Origin of the sequence: Levilactobacillus parabrevis ATCC 53295 (assembly GCF_001434055.1) — a bacterium.
Taxonomy (GTDB): domain Bacteria; phylum Bacillota; class Bacilli; order Lactobacillales; family Lactobacillaceae; genus Levilactobacillus; species Levilactobacillus parabrevis.
In genome coordinates this window covers 50,423-71,786 of the sequence record NZ_AZCZ01000010.1, presented here as the reverse complement: position 1 = coordinate 71,786, position 21,364 = coordinate 50,423, and the positions used below count along the sequence as shown (strand labels likewise).

Here is a 21,364-nt window from a genome sequence, read left to right as displayed (position 1 = left end):
ACGGTCAGTTATTAGGTGCTTACGCTTGCCGTGATCGTAGCGCTAGTTCATCTTACTTTACCCGCATTGCACCAGCCGATTTCAATCCTGAACTTAAAAATATGGACAAAAAGACAGACCCGCTTTTAAGCTGATCTGTCTTTACAAGTTACTTGATAACTTTAACCAATTTTGTGTTGGCTGTAATGTACCCACTGGCTACCCGATAGCGCTTAGCCCCATTCATACTGTAATCCCAGCCCTTAATTACAATCACGGTATTCTTACGATAGCTCTTTAAGTGGTGCTTCGAGTTAACATCCCGGTAAAGGTTAACCGTTGTCTTCGTCCTAACCTTCGTTGCCATGGCTACTCGTCCACTTTGGGCATTCTTCTTATTCGCAGTGATATAGCTTCCGTCTTCCAAAACATAGCGGGTCGTTAAATTATGACGAACAATCTTTTTGACCGTCAAAACTTGCCCCTGCCGGTAGTGATTTATCTTCTGTGTAAAATTCTGCTTCTGGTAGGCGTTGATACCATGTGGCGCAATCACGGTGACTTTGCCAGATTTCTGTTGATAGTATGCAGGTGATACATATGCCGACCTGGTGGTTACATACCCCGTCCGACCAAAGGTTTTAGACTCTCGATTGACATCCTTGACCAGATATCTAGGGGTCCCATTGGTTGATTTGGCATACCCTGTAACTTTAAACATTGGCCGATAAATTCTAGGTTGCTTAGGATACCAGACCTGGCGAGTCTTCGCAGAAAAATTAGGCGTATTGTACAACCCAATCTTCTTAGTGGCATAAATGACGGATTGCTTTTTAGCTTTCGGCTGACCAGTATCTGCCGTAATAGACTCACTGTTAGAACTATTGCTACTGGAATCCGCGGTAGGTGTAGTTGGTGTAACTGCCTTTTGCTTGATTGGAATCGTGTAGATTTGAGTGTAGGTACTGCTCTCATTTGACGAGGACGGAGAATAACAGATTACTACAACGCGAATTTTAACTTCTTTGGCATTTGTTGGTACATTAACAATATTCAACATATCGGCGTCAGTCACATTTTCAGGAACGCTAGTGGATATTTTCCCATTTGGCATTAAATATGTGTATTTTTTATACGTATCAGAACTGATAATGTCTTTAATATCAGCTGGACTGACCTGCATTAGATACCTAGGATAGTCATCCGTCTGGCTATAATTGGCATCCACTGCATTTACTTGACTTACGTCCCACGTATTGTCGTCCTCACCCATAGAATTGATAGTCGTTGTGACAGAGTCTGACGAAGCATCAGGAACTATCTCCCCACTTAGCGGACCATCATCCGGATAGTATTTAAGTAAAATCTCATCATCATTCCAATCCGGATCATTCTTATAAGCCCGAATTGCTGCATACGAATTTTCTGACTGAGGGTCATTCGCTTGAGTATACTCGGAAAACAATGAGTATGGTACTTTAAGTGTCGTTCCCTTCAAAGTTTGTGGCGCAGTCGTCTTTCCTTCAGTAATCCTACTGCCATCTTTATTCTTCAAAACACTCGCATTTAAGTTTCCGATTTTCTGCTTATTAGTCGATTCCTTAAAATTCGTCCATGCCGTTAGGTCAGGCAATGGATTACGATTAAGGATTAAGTACTGAATCTTTGGTGCCGAATCAAAACTACTAATTGTATCTAAAACAGTCGATAGCCCGTCTGTGTTCACATTATCATTTGAAAACCCGAGGGCTTGCAGTTCCCCTGCACTGCTTCGATTTGTTAACAGGGCTGTTGTAATCTCCACCATATCTTGCTGATTTAAATTCGTCTGGTTATTCACAATTAATCCATCAAAATAATTAGCAACTTTCAATAATGGCGAATAATCAGTTAAATTTTTCTGAATTTTGACGATTGAATTAGCGTCAGCTACCTGTTTCAATGTACTACTACGTTGAGCGAGCTATCGCTAGAAATAATTGCTGCCTTGACAATTTTTGCATTAGCATCACTATCAGGAAGTGCCTCATCCAGCGTTGTTGTATTAGTATCAGGAATAACTCCCAATGTCACCGTAGCTGGGATTGTCGCGGCATTCGCTGTCACGTTGAGTCCCCAGGCACCGCTTAAAACCAAACTCGTTACCAACAAAGCCTTTACAATACTGTCCTGCTTTCCCATAACTGCTTTCCTCCAACTGTGACTATCTACAGATTATTAACCAACGCTTGCAACAAACAAGAGCACCTCGTGGCAAGCGCTTACAATTACCTGCTAGTAGCCAGTTATAATAGTTACTAAAGTTAACTTGTTTTCTCCCCTGAAACTTTTATAGGATATCTTGAGTATAGCACGATTAGCCTATTTAGTGGACTTCACATAGATAATTCACCACTAGCTTACAGGCTAATCGCATCATTTTTTAACCATAACCGCCTGAATTTCTTCTATATTAATAGAGTGTCCCGCTCACTCAATTGCCAACAAAACTATTCAACCTGCTTGACATCTACCGTCACCAAATCGTCTTAATCTGTCATTTGACTGATATCGCCCCGCAATTTATCTTCGCTATACTTAATTTTGTAGTCAGGTAATTCGCTACAAAATACTTAGAAGATTGCGAGTGACATTTATCAAAACAACGACAACCAAAGTTCTAGCAAGCACCTTGGGCGCAGCCGCCCTGCTTTTCGCCAGGTCAACCACGGCATCTGCACACATGACCACGAACACTGGAAACAACGCTACCCAGACAGCGCAGGTCAGCAGTCAACAGCCAACTCAGTTGACGTCTACGATGGTAACTGGGACGGCGACCGCCCAAAACACCAACTATCAACATACCGCTGCCAACAGCTCGGCTTCCACGACAACTACAGCGACCAACACTGCTACAACCACCGCAACCAGTTCCAACAGCGCCGTTGCCAAGGCCCTCGCCGTTGTGAACAGCGGCACTCCTTACGTTTACGGTGGCAGCTCACTCTCCGGCTTCGACTGCTCCGGTCTGGTGCAATACGCCTTCGGTCTGAGTGCCCGGACCACCACCCAGCAAACGACCCTGGGAACCCACCACTACGACGTGGCCAACGCTCCCGCTGGTGCCATCCTCTTCTGGGGATCTGACAGCGCCCCTTACCACGATGGAATTTCTCTCGGAAATGGTCAATACGTTGCCGCTCAAAATGAAAATGACGGTATCGGCATCTTTAGTCAAACCTACTGGCCAGCCAGTTACTATATCGTGGTCAACTAGACAATGAGTTCGGCAAAAAATATATTTTTAGGGGAATGCTCACATTTCCTACTATACGCATTGCTCTTAGCTTTTTGTTCCGTAATTCTTAAAAGCTAAGTTCCTAATATAATATTTGCTTGTACTCTGATGAAATATCACATGCGCCATAAATAAAACAAACACTCGAGACTTCTTTGTTGAGCTCTATGTTAAATTCAATTATATTCGTTATAACGAGTATTAACTAAGGAGTGATAGCAGATGGAAACAACAATCCGTAAAATTGGCAATTCAGTCGGTGCAATCATCCCCAGTGAATTAAATGCTGAAGCTGGTGATAATTACAAAATTGTCAAAATTGGCGATTCTTTTGTACTAACGCCATTACGTAACGACCTGTTTGCAAATGAATCAGAGTGGAAGGGCTTTCGCAACAGTATCTCAAGTGAAGATCGTGAATGGGATGAGGAGAACGACTAATGTATAATCCAGCTCAGGGTGACGTAGTCTACATCAACTTTGATCCTTCAATAGGACATGAGATTAAAAAAAGACGTCCAGGATTAGTTGTCAGCAAAACAATCTTTAGTCAATTGCCCCTGAATAAATTCAGAGGCTTGTCGCTCACGTGTCTTACGACACAGTAGTCCAACATGCCTATTCGACACTCCTACTCGTAGTGGCAACATCTTCGGGTAATTGACGGCTACCCGTTTAACTCCCAGGATTTACCCAGTAGTTGTTAGTTTCTTAATTTTTGGTCGCTTAACACCACTCAGCCATTCTTGACCAAGCATTTCAATATTCATGGCCCCTAATCGGTCATCATTGCAACGATACTGACACTGTTTACACCAATACTCGTGGGTATCATGGTGACGATTAGTCTTTTCAACTAGGCCACACCTCGGGCATCTTTGTGAGGTGAATGCTGGGCTCACTTTCACGACAGTACTTTGAATAGCCTGAGCCTTATACATTAGGAAAGATTCTAACTGAAAGAACGGCCAGGAACGATGACTATTACGTAGAGACTTAGGGAAATCAGCTGTGTTGAACGTCACGTTGGTTAAGTCTTCCAAAACGAAAAGTGTATGCGAACCGTATGCCGTCACGAGTGTCTTAGTTAGCCGATGATTCACATCGGTCATCCAGCGGTTCTCTCGTTGCGCTAGCTGCTTTAGCTTTTTCTTGGCAGACCTGGTGCCCTTACTTTGCAGTTGTCGCCGAATCTCTAAGAAGATCTTCCGTTTTCGTAAGACCTTCTGACCATCAAAGAATAACGTCTTTCCTTCACTATCAAAAGCAGTTGCTAGAAAGCGTAATCCACGATCAATCCCTACGATTTTGGGATTGTCCTTAACATTGAAATCACTAACTTCCTTTGTGATGCCAATGTGCAGAAACCACTTGCCCCGGTTATGGACCAACTTAGCGGTACCGAGTTTCCAGCCGTCAGTAAAGTATTTTTCGAATCCTTTGTCGGTGAAGCTCAACTTAGTCCGTTTACCCAGAGTGGTCATCGAAATCTTTTGCATCTTGTCTAAAAAAGAGTAATTGCTCTGGCGAACTAAGTCTGCTTGTGGCCGCCGAAATTGGATAGGTTTCACCAACCAGGTCAGATCTCTAGGAACTTGAATCCACTTGCTTTCTGCATTCTTGTAGCGGTAAGAATGTTGCCTCACTTGTTCTCTAACAGTCTTATAGCGAGCCACAACCGTTCGAAAGACAGACTGAATCATCTGGCTATTGAGTTCTGATTCTTGTCTAAATATTTTGTACAGATGGTGATTGATTTTTAACCAGCTTAGCTGAAACCCATGGTCAAAGATCCATTGACTAACAATGTTAGCTAATCGTTGGTATTCCTTGCTCATCGCTAGAAATTGTTCTGCTTGATTAACGTCTGGATAGAGTCTCAGTTTGATTGTTCGCCCTAATTTAACCAATGGATACCTCCCCTGTAGATTGGGTTAAGTATACCATGTTTAGTCTCTTTCGGGGGAACGTATGTTTCAAAAAGATTATTAAATTTCGGCATTCATCCCGCGATTAAAATCGCAGGTTTTCTGCTTAGTTTATAATAAACTAACTGGCTTTTGTCTAATTTGCCCGATTACAAGCACACAACGTTCATTTGGAACATATGTAACAATCGACCATCCAGGAAAAGTTAAAGGTGAGATTGTTACCCACCAAATTCGTTCAATGGACTTTGAGAAACGCAAACTAGAATATGTCGAGCAGTGTGATCCCGTTACCTGGGCTCGGGTTCTCTCGACAATCGATCAATTCATTTAGCCTCATTGAGAAAATATCACGTACGCCATCTTCATTCCAGATTTCCCCCAAACATTTTCACAATTAATTAGCTACATTCTTCAATCAGAACTAAAACTAGCCTTATCAGCAGTCACCGCTTCATTCAGCGATGGCCCCGATAAGGCTAGTTTTTTTGAAATCAACCGATTCTCTCTGCAACCGATTTATTGAAAGTTATTTTTCACCAAAATTCTGTAAGACCCGTGCCGTGTACCGGGCAGCCTGCACATAATCGCTCACCCGAACATTTTCGTTAGGCGCATGGGCCCCTGAACCGGCCCAAGTTGAACCGACGTCAATGATCGGCACACCCACCGCTTCAAAGAACGGGGCTTGCGGACCACTTCCACCAGCATTGGGTACCAGCTTGACCGCATCCCCATAGACTTCATGGGCAGTGGCGACCGCCGTCTGCACGAAACTATCCGTCAGATCCGACCGAAAAGCCGGCTCCCCTTGATTATAGGAAACGTGGAGGTCACTAAACCCATTCTTATCCAACTGTTGCTGGACGAGCTCCGAAACGTGCCGCGGATCTTGGCCAGGAACCAACCGGCAATCTAACTGGGCTCGCGCTTCCTTAGGCAAGACCGTCTTCAAGCCGTTGCCTTCATACCCGCCAGAAATCCCATTGATCGTAATCGTTGGTCGGTTAATTAAGGCTTCAGCAGGCTTATCCGACAGCAGTGGCAACTTCAAGCCAAAGTTTTTGCGCGTCGCTTCTTCATTAAAGGGCAACTGATCGACAGCCGCCTGTTCGGTCGGCGTCAAGGGTTTCACGCCATCGTTAAAGCCATCTACCAAGACTTCACCCTTGGGGCCACGTAACGTTGACAGGCCCTGAACTAATCGCCATACCGCATTGTCCACGAAGGCGGCCAGTGAAGAATGCAGGTCACTCTCCGCTGACTTCGCAGTCACGTTGAAGCTAGCCGTACCTTTGACCCCACAGGTCACTTGGAAGTTTTCATCGGCATCCTTGCCACCCGTTTCCCAAATAATCGCGTCGGCAGCCAAAGCGGCTCCATGTTTTTTCGTCATGGGTTCGATGTGAGGGCTCCCCACTTCTTCTTCCCCTTCGAGAATGAATTTTAAGTTGCAAGGCAGTCCACCAGTCGCTTGTAACGCTTTGACCGCGGACAAGCGAAGCATGAACTCCCCTTTGTCATCGGAAACACCACGGGCCACGTACTGACCGTTCTTTTCCGTTAACTGGAAAGGTTCACTGTCCCATTCATCCAGCGGTTCAGCTGGTTGGACATCATAGTGGTTGTAGAACAACAGCGTTTTATCGGAATTGCCGTTCGGCCCCGCTGGTAACGTCCCAAATACGAAAGGATTACTGCCCGGAATGTCCCGCCAGACCTCTACCTCGGCACCTAATTCTTGAAGGGATTGTTCAATTACACTGACCGTTTCCTCAATTCCGAGGTGCTTGGCAGCGACCGTTTCAATACTTAAATACTTGGCTAACCGGGGACGATCGGCTTTTAAAGCCTGATCGATGGCGGTTTGCAATGCGTCGGTAGTTTTCTCTGACATAGACATTCGCTCCTTAAATTTTCACGGGCAACTCACTTGGCGGGAACCAGTGCTAAACACCGTTGCTCGATTGCTTTTAACATTAAACTTTGATGAGAAAAATGTCAAGATTATTCTCATTTAATTATCATTTAATGACTGAGCGTTGTCTAAAGAACCCGGCAGAACTGGCATAGATCCAGTTTGCCTTAATCAGCGATTGAAAGTCTTCACTGTTGCCGGTCACGATGACGCCGGCAAACTTGGCCTGACTCCCTTTAGGGTATCGTTTGGCATATTGGCCGGCGTACTTGTAAATATTGAAACCATCATACGACATCCCCGAAGCAGTCTTGCCAGCCTTCACTAACTCGCGATAAAATCCACGATAGTTATCTTGGCTCAGCCGTTCCGGATGCGCTAGGTTTTTAGCATTATAGCCGAGTAAGTTATTATCCATCGAGGTCGGATCGGCGGTACCGCTCACCCCAATCCAGTACCACTGTGGATGAACTTTTGCTGGTAACTTGGCTCGGACCTGCTGATACGTCAGCGGTTGTTTGAACGTTAAGGCCATCTCGGCTACTGCCCCTTTAGTCGCAGCCACCTTCCGCAGATCATGCGTGGCCTTCAAGTTGGGCCTGGTTGCACGCGCATTGAAAAACATGGGAATTTTCTGTTCCGTTACGCGATCGTATAGGGCGGTCGCGCTCTGGTCCGTCGCATTACTCAGGGCATCCCCACCGCCAACATTTAACCAGGAGTAATCCTGAATCACCGGTGACCAAGGGATACGATACCCCTCAATATCCTTGTAGCGGTGACTGATGACCTGCCCCTCCATCACAGAAGTATTTCCTAGATACTGGTCGCTAACTTCGATATTAGGCGCCATCAGGTCGTTATCCATTTCCATGTTTAGCATAATCTCGTTTGATACCTTCGCCGCCCGCATCTGCGTCAACTTGTATGCTACCGGCATTGCCGCCAAGACCACTAGAATAACAATCACCACGGTAATCCCCCACCGTCGAATCTTCACCCAAAGTGCTAAGCGGCGAAATTTTTTACTTTCGTTCATGACCATCCCTCCGTAAAATCTTCTTTAACTTTCGATGTACGCGATGCAATCGCATCTTGATTGCGGCCGGCGTAACTTTCAGGCGCACAGCAACCTCCCGAATCGATAAGTCTTGATCGTATCGTAATAGTAACAGCTCACGTTCACGCGCCGACAACCTATCCAAGGCGCTCAGCAGATCCTCATCAATTTCAAAATCCGCCTGTTCCCGCTCGGGTCGTAAGTATTGCGTCACCAGCTCCCGGTACCGCCGCTCCCGCCGATAATCATCCAGATAGGTCGACCACACCACCCGGTAAAGGTAGGGTCGCAGCTCACCGGGTGGCAGGACAAGTTCCATCTCCAAGACCTTGACGAAGACGTCTTGGCAGATATCTTCGGCTACCTCCCGTTTTGCCCCACGTCCAATCAAATAACGCTGTAACTCAACGGCTAACTGGGCCAATAGGTCCTCGTATTGCCGTAACTGCATGCTGTTCGCCTCCCCCTACACTTAAACAACGAATAACTCCCCCAAAAGGTAACATCTATTTTCAAAAAACCGTCAGATAGCTGAAGTATACGGAACACGCTTACTAAAGGCGAGCTGATTGCCTAGCGAACGCAAAAACCGCAGTCATCACGTTGAATTGTGATAACTGCGGTCTATTATTACTCTTAAATTGAAGCCGATACTTTACAACCTTACGACGCCTTTGAGTGGTCAATCGACTATGCTTTATACCAACAACTTATCTTAGCCGGAGGAGGCCAGGATGTAGCCGGCCGTGACGATGACCTTAGCTGACGCCTTTTAGTCAGGTTAGGTCATGGGACGAGCTTGGAGACGTCCACTTTTGACGGCTTCAAGTCGAGGTAAAAGACCGCACTTTNGGCCGTGACGATGACCTTAGCTGACGCCTTTTAGTCAGGTTAGGTCATGGGACGAGCTTGGAGACGTCCACTTTTGACGGCTTCAAGTCGAGGTAAAAGACCGCACTTTGGCTTTTACCGGTCCCCACAGCAGGCGGAATTCTGGCAACCGCAGGCGACAGTCACCACCTATACAAAAGCTTAGTCCATTGACCGGTCACGGTTGGTCATGGCTAATGGGTTGACCCACTGATCGAACTGCGCCGCCGTCACCTGACCCGACTTCACCGCCGCCTCACGTAGCGTTGTCCCCTCGCGTTCGGCTGCCTGAGCAATTTCTGCACTGGCGTGATAACCAATATAGGGTGACAACGCCGTAACAGTCATCAATGAGGTAGCCACCAATTCCGCCATGCGATCGGCATTGACCGTCATGCCGTGAATCAATTTATCCGCGAAACCAGAGACCGTTCCCGTCAGCAGGTCCGCCGATTCTAGGAAGGTTTCAATAATCACGGGTTTATAAACGTTCATCTCAAAGTTCCCCTGGGAAGCAGCCACGGTGATCGTGACGTCGTTGCCCATGACCCGAGTAGCCGCCATAGTCAAAGCCTCCGCTTGGGTGGGATTGACCTTCCCCGGCATGATAGAGGAACCGGGTTCGTTAGCGGGAATATTCAATTCGTTATACCCCGCCCGAGGGCCGCTTGCCAGAAAACGCACGTCATTGGCAATCTTCAAGAGATCACTCGCCAACGTCTTTAGGCCACCGTGGACCACGTTGATGCCGGAATGGGCCGCTAACCCAAAGAACTTATTGGATTTCGCAGTGAAGGGTTGGTCGTAAACCTTGCTCAGCTGTGCGGCGACCGCCGTGGCAAATCCCGGCACCGCGTTCAGTCCCGTTCCCACGGCCGTACCCCCAATCGGCAATTCAAGCAATGAATCATCCAGTGACTTGAGAAAGTCCCAGTCGTGTTCCAGCATGCTGACCCACCCACTGACCTCTTGGCCAAAGGTCAGCGGCGTAGCGTCCTGCAGGTGGGTGCGGCCAATCTTAACGACATTTTCATAAGCCGCTTCCTTAACCGCTAACTCATCAATCAAGTGTTGGACGGCCCCCTCCAGTTCACGCACAGCCACCCGTGCTGTAATCGCCATTGCCGTGGGAAAGGTATCGTTAGAGCTCTGTCCATGATTGACGTCATCGTTAGGCAACACCCCACTAGTTGGGTCGTATTTAATCGTCTGGTGAGCAATTACTTCGTTAACATTCATATTGGTCTGTGTCCCGGACCCCGTCTGGTAGACGTGGAGGGGAAAATCACGCTGTAGCTCGTCATCGGGTAGCGCCAGCAGATCGGTTGCCGCGCGAATAATCAGTTGCGCCTTTTCTTCTTGAATCTCACCGAGGTCTCGGTTCGCTGTCGCAGCAGCCAACTTGATCTGTAGCAGTGCCCGAATCACCGGCAGTGGCATCAAGGGACCCGTGGTAAAGTTATGCCGGCTCCGTTCAGTCTGTGCCCCCCACAAAGCCGTTGCTGGTACCCGCACCGTCCCCAACGTATCTGCTTCTTCACGATATTCCATGTTAACCTTCCTCTCGCGTTTTCAGTCGGTTCCAGCATACCCAATTAGGTAGCTCGCCGTCAATCAATCCGGTCCTGCTCACCAAAAAAGCCGGCCTTCTCAGACCGACTGCTTGGCTTCTATACTGACTGGTGGATTCGCCGTTTAGCCTTCGGCGGATTCCTCAACCGTTTTTAAATCTTCTTTTTGATTCAATTGTTTCTCGGCTTGCCGTCTTGCAGCAACCGCATCGTTAAAGTCGCTAAAAGTTTGATTCAAAACGTAGCGGCCGTGGTAAAATAGACGTGCTGCCCATTTGCCGGAACGCTTGTCGAAACTCACGCCGATCACCCCAGAAATATTCCGGGAACTGATCTTTGTAAGTGCGGCAACGTTGGAGCCATTAACCAATGGTAAATTAGTGGCGTTTCCAATTTGTTTACGTGTCCGGGGATCCTTCGTGAGCCGGGCCTTACTGATGTCTCGCCGGTAACAACCGCAGCTGACGGTAATTCCGTGACGCAGGCGGTAACTGTCAACTGTAACCAGGTTGCCACAGCTACATTTACACAGCCACGTTGCGTTCCCGTTCTTTGCGGTTCCGTCCCGCCGGATAACCGTCAGTCTGCCGAATTGTTGTCCACTCAAGTCTAGGAGTCTCATAAATAATTCCTCCATTCAAATTTGCCATAAAGGTTGGTGTGACGCGATTCATGTTTCTCCAAAGCGCTTGAACTCCCCTGGCACATATTACCTAATTATTATTCTACACGCCAAACTAAAAATTAGCTTAAAGCCGCAACAATTTTTTTATTAATCGGTGACCACTGAACACCTTTAATTTTAACACCTAATCGACTTTGAAAGAAGGAATAACTAATGCAAATCATTCTAAATATACTTATCTACGTCGTCGCCATCGAACACCTGGGGATTATGGGTCTGGAAATGTTTGGTAAGCCCGAGACTCAGGCGAGGTCATTCGGCATGCCGTTAGAATTCGTCAAACGTCCGGAAGCCCAAGTCGCCCTTGGCAATCAAGGTATCTATAACGGCATGTTGGGTCTCAGCCTTATCGCCCTTCAATGGGTCATCACCGGTCGCGCCAGTCTACTGGCCACCGCCGTCCTCTTGATCTTCATCGTCCTCGTCGCCCTATACGGTAGTTTTACCGCCAAGAAAGAAATTTTTTGGCTGCAAGGAATGCCGGCCCTCGTGACGTTACTCGTTTTACTAATCTTAATAGTTTAAGCGAATCTTTAAATATGTGGTTTACAGAAGTCGGTTGGCAGGTTATAATGAGTTTACATATTCAGGTGAGAGCCTGCTGCGGGTCTTCAATCGTTGGAGGAGTTAATTAGACATTTAGCCATTATTAACACCGTTGAAGCCGTACACATACTTCTATTCTGCTGGTTGCGTAAATCGTAACTAGCTTTTTTATTATTTACATATTTTAACCGGTACAGAAAACAAAAGCGACGCGCCTTCCATTCAGAAGACACGCCGCCTTTGTTTACTTAGAAGTGACTGGTAATAATCCACAGCAACGCCATGTGATAGATCACAAAGGCCATTGTTCCAACGAATAACCAGCCCAATGTGTAATAAACGTAATACATGCCAGGATGCTTCATGATGGTGCCCCCCATCTATTGCGCACAGCTTACCATAAAACAAAACGTATCGAAAACGTTTACCACATCACGACTTAAATATCCGCGGTAGACTAACCAACCGGAGCAGGCTCCCGCCGATTAGCGGCTGCCACAATTGCTTCTTGCTGTGCAATTGTCGCCGTAAATTGTTGCATCATATCGCGCTCGATGACTTGAGCCCCATGTTTCTGCGCTCGCCACGTCACCATTTGAAACTTCTTCCGTTCATTCAACAGTTCTTCTGTTAACATATGGCTCCCCCCAAACATTGCGCCAGTGTTCTGATTCCTGTTGACTCCATTATAGCATTTTTGGCTAAGCGGTCTAGGGGGTAATCGCAATTATTACAAAAACTTTACAGAGCAAAATCGGTTGGTTTCCCTTGCAAACTAAGGCTTGAATATGACTATAAGGTCCTGAACGGTGACGTATTGATTGTTAATCTTCAAATTGGTATAGGTGTTGTGTGCAACCGATTGTCATCACGCCAGTTCTTACCGCTTTGCAACAATTCATTATATCAACGGTCAGTGGTTTACCTCATGAGAAAGCCCTTCCAAACCATTGCATTTCGTTTGTTTTTTAGCTAAAAACAGCGTAATCTTAAGGTAATTAATCCTTAGAAAGAAGGTGCCGTTGTGGCCATTGACCGCGAAAAATTTCCACCACTCTACCGAACCGTTGCCGCTAACGATGCCGGTCTCGAAAGTCACTCATACGTCCCAGGTGGTCTGGATGTCTTGACTAGCCACCCACTCAACGATGCGCCTGGCGCTAATCCAGAACAATTCATTGGTTTGGCGCTCAGCACTTGTTTGAACGCCACACTGGAAGCCATTGAAGAACGACGTGACCTGCCACACAGCTCACAGGTTCACACCATCGTTGAAATGGCTCGCGATACACGTGGTTTCCAATTCTACCTGACCGCCGAAGTTAAGCTTCCCGGCGTTGATCACGAGACCGCCGTTGCCATGGTTGATCTGGCTGAACGGCGGTGTCCCGTCGCCAAGCTAATCGGGAATAGCGATAACGTTGTCGTCAAGCTCGTCACCGAATTTTCTGCCGCGACACCAGTCGAGAGTTAAACCAAAAATGGGCCACACTCCCTGACACTGCGTTAGGGTCGTGTGGTCCACTTTCAATTTTAGCGACGGGTCAACCGCCCTTTTAACCGGTGCCACCATGACTTATGCGTAGATGGTTCACTGTACACGTAAGATCTGGTAGATCGGGGCGACCGCTTGTCATCGTGGTCATCGTCCATGAAGACAATCTTGCGCCAGCGCTTGGCCTCTTCGTCACTCATGCGCTTTTTGCTCATTGACTTCAATCTCCTTTTATTCCCATCCTTGAGTTATGGGAACTCTCCGTAGCCGTTGACTACTTTTTCATGCGGGTAACCTGACTAAAGTCCTGGATGAATGTCAGAATATCGTGGGCCCGCTCGTTGCCGTAAACATCGACCCAGCCTTGAAAACGCTGGTTGATCCGCTGACGTATCACGCGTTCAGCGCGTTTACCCGCATCGGTTGCAATCAAATACAACCGGCGGCGATCGTTTTCATCCGGCTGTTGGCGTAAGTACCCCTGCTTTAACAACACCTTGATCTGGCGAGAAATAGCGCTCCGCGTGACCTGCCGTTTGCTGGCAATATCCATTAGCGTCACGTCATGATTTCGCGTGATCTCTCGTAGGATCAAGTATTGTTCGAAGGAGAGATGAAACTCCTTTGCCGGTTCTGAAACAAATTCATCCAAATACTTGAGTGAACTCATGTAGACGTCAATAAACGCGTCCAATAGCGACTGCTCTTGCTCAGCCATGATTACCCACCTACATTTCTCAAAATACGATTTTTATATTAGCATTTACGCCCAGCAAATACCAGCTTTTTTCACCCAAATTAGCAGGTGGTCTGGACCAACCTATGCTAAAATAAAGGGGTAGCATTTGGAGGGGAAAACATGTATCGATCATTAAAAATTGGAACCGCTTTAAGCCTGTTGCTGTTACTTGCTGGTTGCGGGGCTACTGGGACCAAAAACGCCCAGTCAAGCAGCAGTCATCGGACTAGTCAAACGGCTCAGTCCAGTCACAGTCAACACACGCACAGTTCCAGCAGTACCAGTCAGTCGTCGCAAGCCAAGACCGCCACGTTCGCCAACTCACAGTTCACCATTGACCACGTGACCTACAATCTGACGGGAACTGACGTCACAGCCAGTGCCACGGCGAACCGGAATTTATTCGTTATCTATTATACCGTAACTAACCAACAAAGTAAGGCCATCGTGCCTAGCGACCTGTGGGAAAGTTCGGTCACTGCCAAACAGGATGGTAAGAAGTTAGGAACTGGTAACCTGGCATTCACCACCAGCCAGACCAAGGACAACGACCTGTTAAACAACACCGTCATGCCGGTTAAACCCGGAAAAACGGCGAAGGGGCTGGCAATGTTTGAACCCAAGAACACGGACCCCGTTAGTGTCACCTTCAGCGACACCCACGGTCAAGTTGTTCATACGAGTCAGTATAACTTAAACTAGTGGAAACTAAGCGATTAGATTCCTAAATATTTCTAAAATTTGTGTAATTGGAAAGGACCTTTTATGACGCGATTAATCGACCGAATTCACCAAGTTGAGCTTGGCAATCTGGCACAACTGATCAGCTTGTGTGACCAGCTCCAACTGCCCTACTTTATGATGGGCGGCTCGCTACTAGGTACGATTCGCCACCAGGGCTTCATCCCCTGGGACGATGACATGGACGTTGGCCTCCTCAGAGCGGATTACGACCGGCTGCTAGCCGCGGCACCTGCACTGCTGGCTGACACCCACTACTTCTTGCAGACCCCTGCTAGTGATGAAAATTACGGTCTGAGCTATGCCAAACTACTCGATCGGAACACCTACATCGAGGAGAAGAACAATGTCAATGCCGCACGTAAGGGCATCTTCATCGACATTTTCCCCTTGGACCGGATTCCTCTGGATACCGGGCTACAGCGTGAACAACTCACGAAGTTTCAGGTGTTGAACACCCGAATTCTCTTCCAGTTACGCTACCACTTGGTGGACAATCCCCTGCGCAAACTGCAGAGTCCCCTGTCAGCAGAACAACTAGCAGATGTCAGAGCATTGAAGGCCGAACGCCAGGCCCTCATGACGCAGTACCAGGGCGACGAAGCACTCTTACAAGTCAAGAATCTCGCGTCACAATACAGTTACAACAAGGAAGTCTTCACCGTTGCGGAAGTAACCGACCTAACGGCGATGCCATTCGAGCATCTCACGGTCCAGGTGCCTAAAATGTATGCTAGCATTTTAACGAGGATGTATGGCGATTACATGGCACTGCCACCGGAAAGTCAGCGAACTGAGAAGCATCTGGAGAAAGTCATCATGGATAACCAGGTCTTCACGGAATAACCGCTCTCGTGAGCATCCCATTCGCCTGCGGATGCCAAGATTGTTCACACACCAACATTATTTCTAAAGTTATGAGTTACAACACTTTACCCATTATTCGCAGATCTTAAGACTAAGAAAAGTCAGTGCATCCTGTTCCACCCATATGTTGAATAGAAATAGAAAGTAGATGAAGTTTATGGCTGATAATTATTTTGGCGCAATGCTCGTAAATGTTTCCAGTATGGAACTGTCAATCGTGAACCTGAAAACCGGTGCCCAGACCGAGCGGGTCAAGTCGACCGTCGCCATTGGGGAAAATATTTACAACCATGAAGAAATTGATTTTGAAACGGTTGCCGAGGCAGCCGAGGCGTTGCGGGGATTTCTCCAAGTCATTAAGGACTATGGTGTCACCAACTACCAACTCTGGGGCTCACAAGCCCTCTCCACTGCGCCCAACGCCGAGTTCATTCGCGATCAGATCTTCGTGCGGACCGGTCTCAGTATCAAGTGGCTCTCCTTGGGGGAAGAGTCGTTCGTCCGTAACGAAGCCATCGCTTTGAAGTTCGATGGCTATCACCACCTAGTCAAGAAGCACGCGGCCATCATCGGTCTGAACTCCGGAAGTGCGACCCTGTCCTTCTTCGCTCACGATAATCTGGTGGCCTCGCACAACATGAAGCTTGGCCCCGTTCGTATCAAGGAAGTGCTGCAAAGCTTGCGAGCCACCGCTCCCAACCCGGTCGACGTCCTTGACGACTACATTAACAGTAAGGTCGATGACTTTTACCGTTTCTTGCCAGAGCGCCTACAGACGGCGAACAACCAGGTTATTTTGATTGGGGCGGCACCACTGAATAACTACTTCATTCCTAAAGATGAAGTCAGTTTCACCCTACCCCTCAAGCAATTCAACGAGTTTAGCCGCGAGGTCATCGGTGCGTCCGATCAATACCTGATGGAACGCCTACATCTCACGGAAGAAAACGTCGAGCTCGTCTTACCCGAAGTTCTCCTGATTCAGAAGTTGCTCGCCGTGGTTCACGCTGACAAGCTTCATTTGGTCAACCTCAACGTCTTGGACGGATTAACCACTAACCAAGAGATCCTAGCCGGCAATCAGAAGTATCACTTTGAAAATCAGATTCTAGCGGCCGCCAATGATCTCGCGCAACGGTATCGTGTAGAACCACATCACATGGAGTTGGTCCGGCACTTTGCCCTCCACCTCTTCGATCAGCTCAAGACGCTTCACCACCTGACCGCCCGCGACCGTTTACTCCTGCAGGTTGCCGCCATCGTTCACGATATCGGCGGCTTCATCGACACCCACGAACACTATCTGCACTCAGATTACGTACTCAAACAATCCGAGATGCTGGGACTGTCGGCGGAAGAAATTCAGATTATTGCGGCCGTCTCGCGCTATCACAGCACCCGAACCCCCGCGGAAGACATCACCCATTTCCGCCAACTCACGCCCAACAAACGCTTAACTGTGGCCAAGCTGGCGGCGATTCTCCGCTTGGCTGATGCCCTCGATGATGCGCACCAACAGACCATTCAACGCATCTCAGTCTCCGTTCGGACCAACAAGGTCATCATCACCGCATTCAGCGACGACGACCTCTCCCTGATCCGCTGGGCGTTCAACTACAAGGCCCAGTTCTTCACCGACGTATTCGGCCTGCAACCCGTGTTTAAACAAAGGAGATTACACAAATGACAATGGATTATAAAGACGTCAAGTACTATACCAACCGGGAACTCAGCTGGCTAGACTTCAACGACCGCGTCCTGGAAGAAGCCCGCGACAAGGCCAATCCTTTGTTGGAACGTGTGCGGTTTCTCGGCATCACCCAGAGTAACGTGGACGAATTCTTCATGGTCCGGGTGGCTTCGCTCTCGAAACTGGCAGCGGTCAACTATGCCAAGCCCGACGCGTCAGGGATGACGGCCGAAGCTCAACTGCTGGCAGTCAACGCCAAGGCCCACGACCAAGTGGTCAAGCAGTACTCCACGCTGAATCGGATGCTGTTGCCCCTTCTGGCTAACTTAAATATTCACCTTAAGATCGTTAAGGAACTCTCCTCGCAGCAGTTTCGTTTCATTCAGAAATACTTCAACGATGAGATTTCTCCGGCCCTAACGCCCATGGCTGTCGACAGCTCACGGCCTTTCCCATTCATTGGGAATAACACGCTGAATATTGCCCTGCGACTCTTCAAGGACGGTAATAAGAAGGATAAACGTTTTGCCACCGTTCAAGTCCCCGACATTTTCCCTCGAACTGTACGCCTACCGGGTGCCGACAATGATTTCATTCTGCTAGAAGACATCATCAAAGCCTTCATTGGCAACCTGTTCATCGGCTACGAGGTCAAAGAAGCTGCGAACTACCGGGTCATCCGGGATATGGACTTGGATGTGGCTGAAGAAGACACCTCCGATTTACTGAAGGAGGTCGAACAACAGCTGAAGCGCCGGGAACACGGGAGTGCCGTGCGGATGGAAGTGGAAGCCGGCATTTCTGACTCTCTGGAGAAACGCTTGGCAACCGCCATTAAAGTTGCCGATTACGCCGTCTACAGCATTGGTGGGCCGATTGACCTAACCTTCCTGAGCAAATGGACCAAGCAGATCAGCAATCACGACGACCAGCTCTATCCGGCCTTTACCGCCGCTCAGACGCCGGGGGTCACCGCCGACGATGACATCTTCAAGACGATTCGCCACCGTGACGTCCTGGTGCACCACCCCTTTGACTCCTTCTCCGCCGTCACCGAGTTCATTCGCCAGGCAGCCTACGATGACGAGGTGCTGGCTATCAAGATGACCCTGTACCGGGTATCCGCTAACTCGCCAATCATCAAGTACCTGGGCTCCGCCGCACAGAATGGCAAGCAGGTCACCGTGCTGGTCGAAGTTAAGGCCCGTTTCGATGAAGAAAACAACGTCCACTGGGCCCAACAACTGGAAAAGATGGGCTGTCACGTGATCTATGGTTTGATTGGCCTGAAGACCCACTGTAAGTTGGCTCTCGTCGTCCGGCGAGAACCCGATGGGATTCGCCGCTACATGCACATGGGGACCGGGAACTACAACGATGTCACCGCCCACTTCTACACCGACCTCGGACTGATGACGACCAACACCGACATGGGGATTGACGCCTCCAACATCTTTAACATGTTGTCTGGCTACTCCGAACCACCTTACTTCCACCAACTCCACATGTCTCCCGATGGCATCCGGGAATTCATCGTCTCCAAGATTGACCAGGAAATCAGTAATGCCAAGGCTGGGCAACCCGCTTGGATTGAAATGAAGATGAATTCACTGTCCGATTCCGACATGATTGCCAAGCTTTACGAAGCTTCTCACGCCGGCGTCCACATCAAGCTAATTGTCCGAGGGATCTGCTGCTTAAACGTTGGCATCCCCGGAATCAGTGAGAATATCGAGGTTCATTCGATTGTCGGCCGCTTCTTGGAACACAGTCGAATCTACGGTTTCGCCAACAACGGTGACCCCCTGATTTACCTGTCCAGTGCCGACCTGATGACGCGGAACCTGAACCGCCGGGTAGAGCTACTCTTCCCTATTTTGCAATCCAATCTGCGGCAACGGGTCTTCGATATCTTTGCCACCCTCTGGCACGATAACGTTCAGACACGGGTACTCCTCGCCGACCGGACCTTCACCCGAGTCGACCGGCGCGGCCTCGATCCCCTGGATGCGCAAGCGACTTTCATGCAAGAAGCCACGAATAAGCGTAAAATCGGTGACGACCATTCCCCGGAGGCTGTCAACGCTCCGCGGCAATTCAAACCAATGCTTAGTCCCAAGAATCAACCAAAATCCCCCATTGATCGGAGTCCTCAGTAATGGAAAACTTAGTCGTTATCGACTTAGGTTCAAACTCAGTCCGTATGACCATCAGCGAAATTGATGGTGCTGGTAACCATAAGACCATCGAACAGGTCAAGCGCTACGTCCGTCTATCGGAAAACATGGGCGAGGAACGGGTCCTACAGCCCGAATCAATCGCGCGGACCCTCACCGCACTGGGCGAATTTAAAAAGATTTACAGTCAACTCGACAAGCCGGACATTCAAGCCGTGGCAACCGCGGCCGTCCGTCAAGCCAGCAATCAGAAACAATTTCTCAAGTTAGTCAAAGATAAGATTGGTTTATCCTTCAACGTCATCTCTGGCGCCACGGAAGCCCGCTACGATTACCTGGGAGTCGTCAATACCCTCCCCGTGGTCAATGGCTTACTGGTCGATACCGGTGGGGCCTCTTCCGAATTGATTCTGGTTCAGAACCAACAGATGAAGCAGGTCGTCTCGATTCCCCTGGGTTCCGTGACCCTGTCACAGAGCTACTTGGAGAGTGACGTGATTAAAGCCGACTCCCTCTTCGCAGCGATGACCTTCGTCAACAGCGTCTTCAACGACGTCTGGTGGCTCCGCGAAGCAACGAACCTGCCCATCATTGGGTTAGGCGGTGCCAACCGGACACTGGCCAAGATCAACCGACGCAAGAAGAATTTCTTAAATTTCGAAGACGTCCACGGCTACAAGCTATCGGCTGAAGACGTCTACGCCACCCTAATTCAACTGTTGGGTCTAGACCTAGCAGGCCGTAAGAAGGTCCCCGGCTTATCCAAGGACCGGGCAGACATCATCATCGGCGGTCTGATTCCAGTAACCCTACTCATGCGGTTACTGGATTCCCAGCAGATCACGTTCTCCAACGCCGGATTACGGGATGGTATCCTGTTCAACCGGATTAATGAGATTAAGAACGGGGTAGAGTAAAAGAGTGCAGAAAGGAGCGGTTAGCCAGTGAGCATTAACGTCATAAGGAGAAAAATCCCGGGTTTGGATTGTTCTCCTTATGACGTTAAGCGCAGCTGGCTGCTCCTTGGCGCACGTTTCGGCTAGAGATAATTAGAGGAAGCCCTAAGCAAATCTAAATTAGCCCCAAAAAGAGTTCCATCAAAGCTATTTTATTGATAGCTTTGATGGAACTCTTTTAGATTTCAATTAACCTTATCAAGTCACAAACTACTTAACGCTGCGACCAAGCCCGCACATCGTCCCCCGTCATCTGGGTCGTAAACCGCCGGCCAGCATGCCACGCAACCGCCGGATAATCCCGACGCAGTTGTGCCGTTGCCTCATCAATTGGCGATGACCCCGACGTACAGAATGGCCAAATGGCCTTGCCCGTGAAGTTCAGACTATCCAGCAACGTATCAACTGGCCGCGGTGCCGTGGCCCACCACAGTGGGAATCCCAGATAAATCGTCGTGGCCTGTGCAACCACGGCTGCATCGACTGGCTGAATTGCCGGTCGCACCCGCCCAGCGTGCATTTCACGATAACTGCGACTCGTGTGGTCATTCCAGTCTAAATCAGCCGCCGTGTAGGCTTGCTGAGGCGTAATCGCTACGAGTTGGGCCCCCGTTGCAGTCGCAATTTTTTGGGCAACCGCTTTCGTATGCCCCGTATTGGAAAGAAAAAGTACAACTGATTGTCCCATCATTGATTCCACCCTTCATGCTTAATCGTTAGCTAAATGATAACACCTTTCGCCCACTGACGGAGCAAGCGCTTTCAAATAATAGGCAATCGACTTGTATTGTAAAGAACTGTATAGCGGTCCACGCTATCGTCTTAATTTTTTATTAAGTCCAGTTAAAACTTGCGACAAATT

At 48.6% G+C, this 21,364-nt stretch carries 22 protein-coding genes and 1 pseudogene; 11 read left to right on the top strand and 12 right to left on the bottom strand.

Annotation, left to right across the window (positions count from 1 at the left end; all coding sequences use genetic code 11):
- Positions 1-148: 148 nt before the first annotated feature.
- Both FD07_RS04155 and FD07_RS04150 read right to left on the bottom strand, forming a co-directional pair.
- A complete protein-coding gene (locus FD07_RS04155) occupies positions 149-1,921 on the bottom strand; it encodes a DUF5776 domain-containing protein (RefSeq protein WP_020088287.1) in 1,773 nt (590 codons plus the stop codon).
- Positions 1,918-2,160, bottom strand: a complete 243-nt coding sequence (locus tag FD07_RS04150; RefSeq protein WP_020088286.1) for a hypothetical protein — start codon at positions 2,158-2,160, stop codon at positions 1,918-1,920. Before FD07_RS04150 ends, FD07_RS04155 begins: the two co-directional genes overlap by 4 nt.
- Positions 2,161-2,605: 445 nt before the next feature.
- On the opposite strand from FD07_RS04150, the gene FD07_RS04145 reads away from it, so the two are divergent.
- From FD07_RS04145 to FD07_RS12600, 3 genes and pseudogenes are all read left to right on the top strand, one after another.
- Entirely contained in the window at positions 2,606-3,238 is a 633-nt protein-coding gene (locus FD07_RS04145; RefSeq protein WP_020088285.1) for an NlpC/P60 family protein, read from the top strand.
- A gap of 243 nt (positions 3,239-3,481) precedes the next feature.
- Positions 3,482-3,700, top strand: a complete 219-nt coding sequence (locus FD07_RS04140) for an AbrB/MazE/SpoVT family DNA-binding domain-containing protein (RefSeq protein WP_020088284.1) — start codon at positions 3,482-3,484, stop codon at positions 3,698-3,700.
- A pseudogene (locus FD07_RS12600) lies at positions 3,700-3,813 on the top strand (type II toxin-antitoxin system PemK/MazF family toxin); the annotation flags it as partial. The gene FD07_RS04140 and the pseudogene FD07_RS12600, both read left to right, overlap by 1 nt.
- Positions 3,814-3,948: 135 nt before the next feature.
- Here the strand turns inward: FD07_RS12600 and FD07_RS04135 are convergent.
- Complete coding sequence (locus tag FD07_RS04135; protein ID WP_020088282.1) at positions 3,949-5,169, bottom strand: RNA-guided endonuclease TnpB family protein; 1,221 nt, start codon at positions 5,167-5,169, stop codon at positions 3,949-3,951.
- Positions 5,170-5,251: 82 nt separating this feature from the next.
- Here FD07_RS04135 and FD07_RS12105 point away from each other — a divergent pair, with 82 nt between their 5' ends.
- Positions 5,252-5,521 (top strand): type II toxin-antitoxin system PemK/MazF family toxin, encoded by a 270-nt coding sequence (locus FD07_RS12105; protein ID WP_081624556.1) that lies wholly within the window; start codon positions 5,252-5,254, stop codon positions 5,519-5,521.
- A 195-nt stretch (positions 5,522-5,716) separates the two neighbouring features.
- On the opposite strand, the gene FD07_RS04130 is transcribed toward FD07_RS12105, so the two are convergent.
- The 5 genes from FD07_RS04130 to FD07_RS04110 form a co-directional block, all read right to left on the bottom strand.
- Positions 5,717-7,084 carry a M20/M25/M40 family metallo-hydrolase gene (locus tag FD07_RS04130; RefSeq protein ID WP_020088281.1) on the bottom strand — a complete coding sequence of 456 codons (1,368 nt, stop codon included), beginning with the start codon at positions 7,082-7,084 and terminating at the stop codon, positions 5,717-5,719.
- Positions 7,085-7,211: 127 nt separating this feature from the next.
- On the bottom strand, positions 7,212-8,144 hold the full coding sequence (locus tag FD07_RS04125; protein WP_020088280.1) for an anti sigma factor C-terminal domain-containing protein: 933 nt from the start codon (positions 8,142-8,144) through the stop codon (positions 7,212-7,214).
- A complete protein-coding gene (locus FD07_RS04120; RefSeq protein WP_020088279.1) occupies positions 8,131-8,616 on the bottom strand; it encodes an RNA polymerase sigma factor in 486 nt (161 codons plus the stop codon). Before FD07_RS04120 ends, FD07_RS04125 begins: the two co-directional genes overlap by 14 nt.
- A gap of 581 nt (positions 8,617-9,197) precedes the next feature.
- Positions 9,198-10,586: a class II fumarate hydratase gene (locus tag FD07_RS04115; protein ID WP_020088278.1), complete on the bottom strand. Its 1,389-nt coding sequence runs from the start codon at positions 10,584-10,586 to the stop codon at positions 9,198-9,200.
- Between the two features lie 144 nt (positions 10,587-10,730).
- Positions 10,731-11,228: an AP2 domain-containing protein gene (locus FD07_RS04110; RefSeq protein WP_020088277.1), complete on the bottom strand. Its 498-nt coding sequence runs from the start codon at positions 11,226-11,228 to the stop codon at positions 10,731-10,733.
- A gap of 216 nt (positions 11,229-11,444) precedes the next feature.
- Here FD07_RS04110 and FD07_RS04105 point away from each other — a divergent pair, with 216 nt between their 5' ends.
- Positions 11,445-11,816 (top strand): DUF1304 domain-containing protein, encoded by a 372-nt coding sequence (locus FD07_RS04105; protein WP_020088276.1) that lies wholly within the window; start codon positions 11,445-11,447, stop codon positions 11,814-11,816.
- 478 nt (positions 11,817-12,294) lie between these two features.
- Here the strand turns inward: FD07_RS04105 and FD07_RS04100 are convergent, their stop codons facing one another.
- Positions 12,295-12,474, bottom strand: a complete 180-nt coding sequence (locus FD07_RS04100) for a hypothetical protein (protein WP_020088274.1) — start codon at positions 12,472-12,474, stop codon at positions 12,295-12,297.
- A 387-nt stretch (positions 12,475-12,861) separates the two neighbouring features.
- On the opposite strand from FD07_RS04100, the gene FD07_RS04095 reads away from it, so the two are divergent.
- Positions 12,862-13,311 (top strand): OsmC family protein, encoded by a 450-nt coding sequence (locus FD07_RS04095; protein ID WP_020088273.1) that lies wholly within the window; start codon positions 12,862-12,864, stop codon positions 13,309-13,311.
- Between the two features lie 59 nt (positions 13,312-13,370).
- On the opposite strand, the gene FD07_RS12480 is transcribed toward FD07_RS04095, so the two are convergent.
- Together FD07_RS12480 and FD07_RS04090 are read right to left on the bottom strand one after the other, a co-directional pair.
- Positions 13,371-13,547: a hypothetical protein gene (locus FD07_RS12480; RefSeq protein WP_020088272.1), complete on the bottom strand. Its 177-nt coding sequence runs from the start codon at positions 13,545-13,547 to the stop codon at positions 13,371-13,373.
- A gap of 59 nt (positions 13,548-13,606) precedes the next feature.
- Positions 13,607-14,050, bottom strand: coding sequence for a MarR family winged helix-turn-helix transcriptional regulator (locus FD07_RS04090; protein ID WP_020088271.1), 444 nt, complete (start codon positions 14,048-14,050; stop codon positions 13,607-13,609).
- Between the two features lie 141 nt (positions 14,051-14,191).
- Here FD07_RS04090 and FD07_RS04085 point away from each other — a divergent pair, with 141 nt between their 5' ends.
- The 5 genes from FD07_RS04085 (at position 14,192) to FD07_RS04065 (ending at position 20,463) form a co-directional block, all read left to right on the top strand.
- The gene (locus FD07_RS04085) at positions 14,192-14,773 is read left to right on the top strand and encodes a DUF5067 domain-containing protein (protein WP_020088270.1); all 582 of its coding nucleotides are present in this window, start codon (positions 14,192-14,194) and stop codon (positions 14,771-14,773) included.
- A gap of 63 nt (positions 14,774-14,836) precedes the next feature.
- The gene (locus FD07_RS04080) at positions 14,837-15,658 is read left to right on the top strand and encodes a LicD family protein (RefSeq protein ID WP_020088269.1); all 822 of its coding nucleotides are present in this window, start codon (positions 14,837-14,839) and stop codon (positions 15,656-15,658) included.
- Positions 15,659-15,836: 178 nt separating this feature from the next.
- A complete protein-coding gene (locus tag FD07_RS04075) occupies positions 15,837-17,366 on the top strand; it encodes a Ppx/GppA phosphatase family protein (protein WP_027825872.1) in 1,530 nt (509 codons plus the stop codon).
- Positions 17,367-17,368: 2 nt separating this feature from the next.
- Entirely contained in the window at positions 17,369-19,528 is a 2,160-nt protein-coding gene (locus tag FD07_RS04070; protein ID WP_027825871.1) for an RNA degradosome polyphosphate kinase, read from the top strand.
- Positions 19,528-20,463, top strand: a complete 936-nt coding sequence (locus FD07_RS04065) for a Ppx/GppA family phosphatase (protein WP_020088266.1) — start codon at positions 19,528-19,530, stop codon at positions 20,461-20,463. Before FD07_RS04070 ends, FD07_RS04065 begins: the two co-directional genes overlap by 1 nt.
- Before the next feature lie 253 nt (positions 20,464-20,716).
- Here the strand turns inward: FD07_RS04065 and FD07_RS04060 are convergent, their stop codons facing one another.
- On the bottom strand, positions 20,717-21,190 hold the full coding sequence (locus FD07_RS04060; RefSeq protein ID WP_162254217.1) for a flavodoxin: 474 nt from the start codon (positions 21,188-21,190) through the stop codon (positions 20,717-20,719).
- Between the last annotated feature and the right edge of the window lie 174 nt (positions 21,191-21,364).

Excerpts from the sequence above, each read along its gene's own strand:
- FD07_RS04130 (WP_020088281.1), bottom strand. The coding sequence starts at position 7,084 with ATGTCAGAGAAAACTACCGACGCATTGCAAACCGCCATCGATCAGGCT.
- FD07_RS04070 (WP_027825871.1), top strand. The coding sequence starts at position 17,369 with ATGGATTATAAAGACGTCAAGTACTATACCAACCGGGAACTCAGCTGG.
- FD07_RS04150 (WP_020088286.1), bottom strand. The coding sequence starts at position 2,160 with ATGGGAAAGCAGGACAGTATTGTAAAGGCTTTGTTGGTAACGAGTTTG.
- FD07_RS04065 (WP_020088266.1), top strand. The coding sequence starts at position 19,528 with ATGGAAAACTTAGTCGTTATCGACTTAGGTTCAAACTCAGTCCGTATG.
- FD07_RS04105 (WP_020088276.1), top strand. The coding sequence starts at position 11,445 with ATGCAAATCATTCTAAATATACTTATCTACGTCGTCGCCATCGAACAC.
- FD07_RS04060 (WP_162254217.1), bottom strand. The coding sequence starts at position 21,190 with ATGGGACAATCAGTTGTACTTTTTCTTTCCAATACGGGGCATACGAAA.
- FD07_RS04125 (WP_020088280.1), bottom strand. The coding sequence starts at position 8,144 with ATGAACGAAAGTAAAAAATTTCGCCGCTTAGCACTTTGGGTGAAGATT.
- FD07_RS04085 (WP_020088270.1), top strand. The coding sequence starts at position 14,192 with ATGTATCGATCATTAAAAATTGGAACCGCTTTAAGCCTGTTGCTGTTA.
- FD07_RS04100 (WP_020088274.1), bottom strand. The coding sequence starts at position 12,474 with ATGTTAACAGAAGAACTGTTGAATGAACGGAAGAAGTTTCAAATGGTG.
- FD07_RS04080 (WP_020088269.1), top strand. The coding sequence starts at position 14,837 with ATGACGCGATTAATCGACCGAATTCACCAAGTTGAGCTTGGCAATCTG.
- FD07_RS12480 (WP_020088272.1), bottom strand. The coding sequence starts at position 13,547 with ATGAGCAAAAAGCGCATGAGTGACGAAGAGGCCAAGCGCTGGCGCAAG.
- FD07_RS04120 (WP_020088279.1), bottom strand. The coding sequence starts at position 8,616 with ATGCAGTTACGGCAATACGAGGACCTATTGGCCCAGTTAGCCGTTGAG.
- FD07_RS04090 (WP_020088271.1), bottom strand. The coding sequence starts at position 14,050 with ATGGCTGAGCAAGAGCAGTCGCTATTGGACGCGTTTATTGACGTCTAC.
- FD07_RS04115 (WP_020088278.1), bottom strand. The coding sequence starts at position 10,586 with ATGGAATATCGTGAAGAAGCAGATACGTTGGGGACGGTGCGGGTACCA.
- FD07_RS04140 (WP_020088284.1), top strand. The coding sequence starts at position 3,482 with ATGGAAACAACAATCCGTAAAATTGGCAATTCAGTCGGTGCAATCATC.
- FD07_RS04075 (WP_027825872.1), top strand. The coding sequence starts at position 15,837 with ATGGCTGATAATTATTTTGGCGCAATGCTCGTAAATGTTTCCAGTATG.
- FD07_RS04110 (WP_020088277.1), bottom strand. The coding sequence starts at position 11,228 with ATGAGACTCCTAGACTTGAGTGGACAACAATTCGGCAGACTGACGGTT.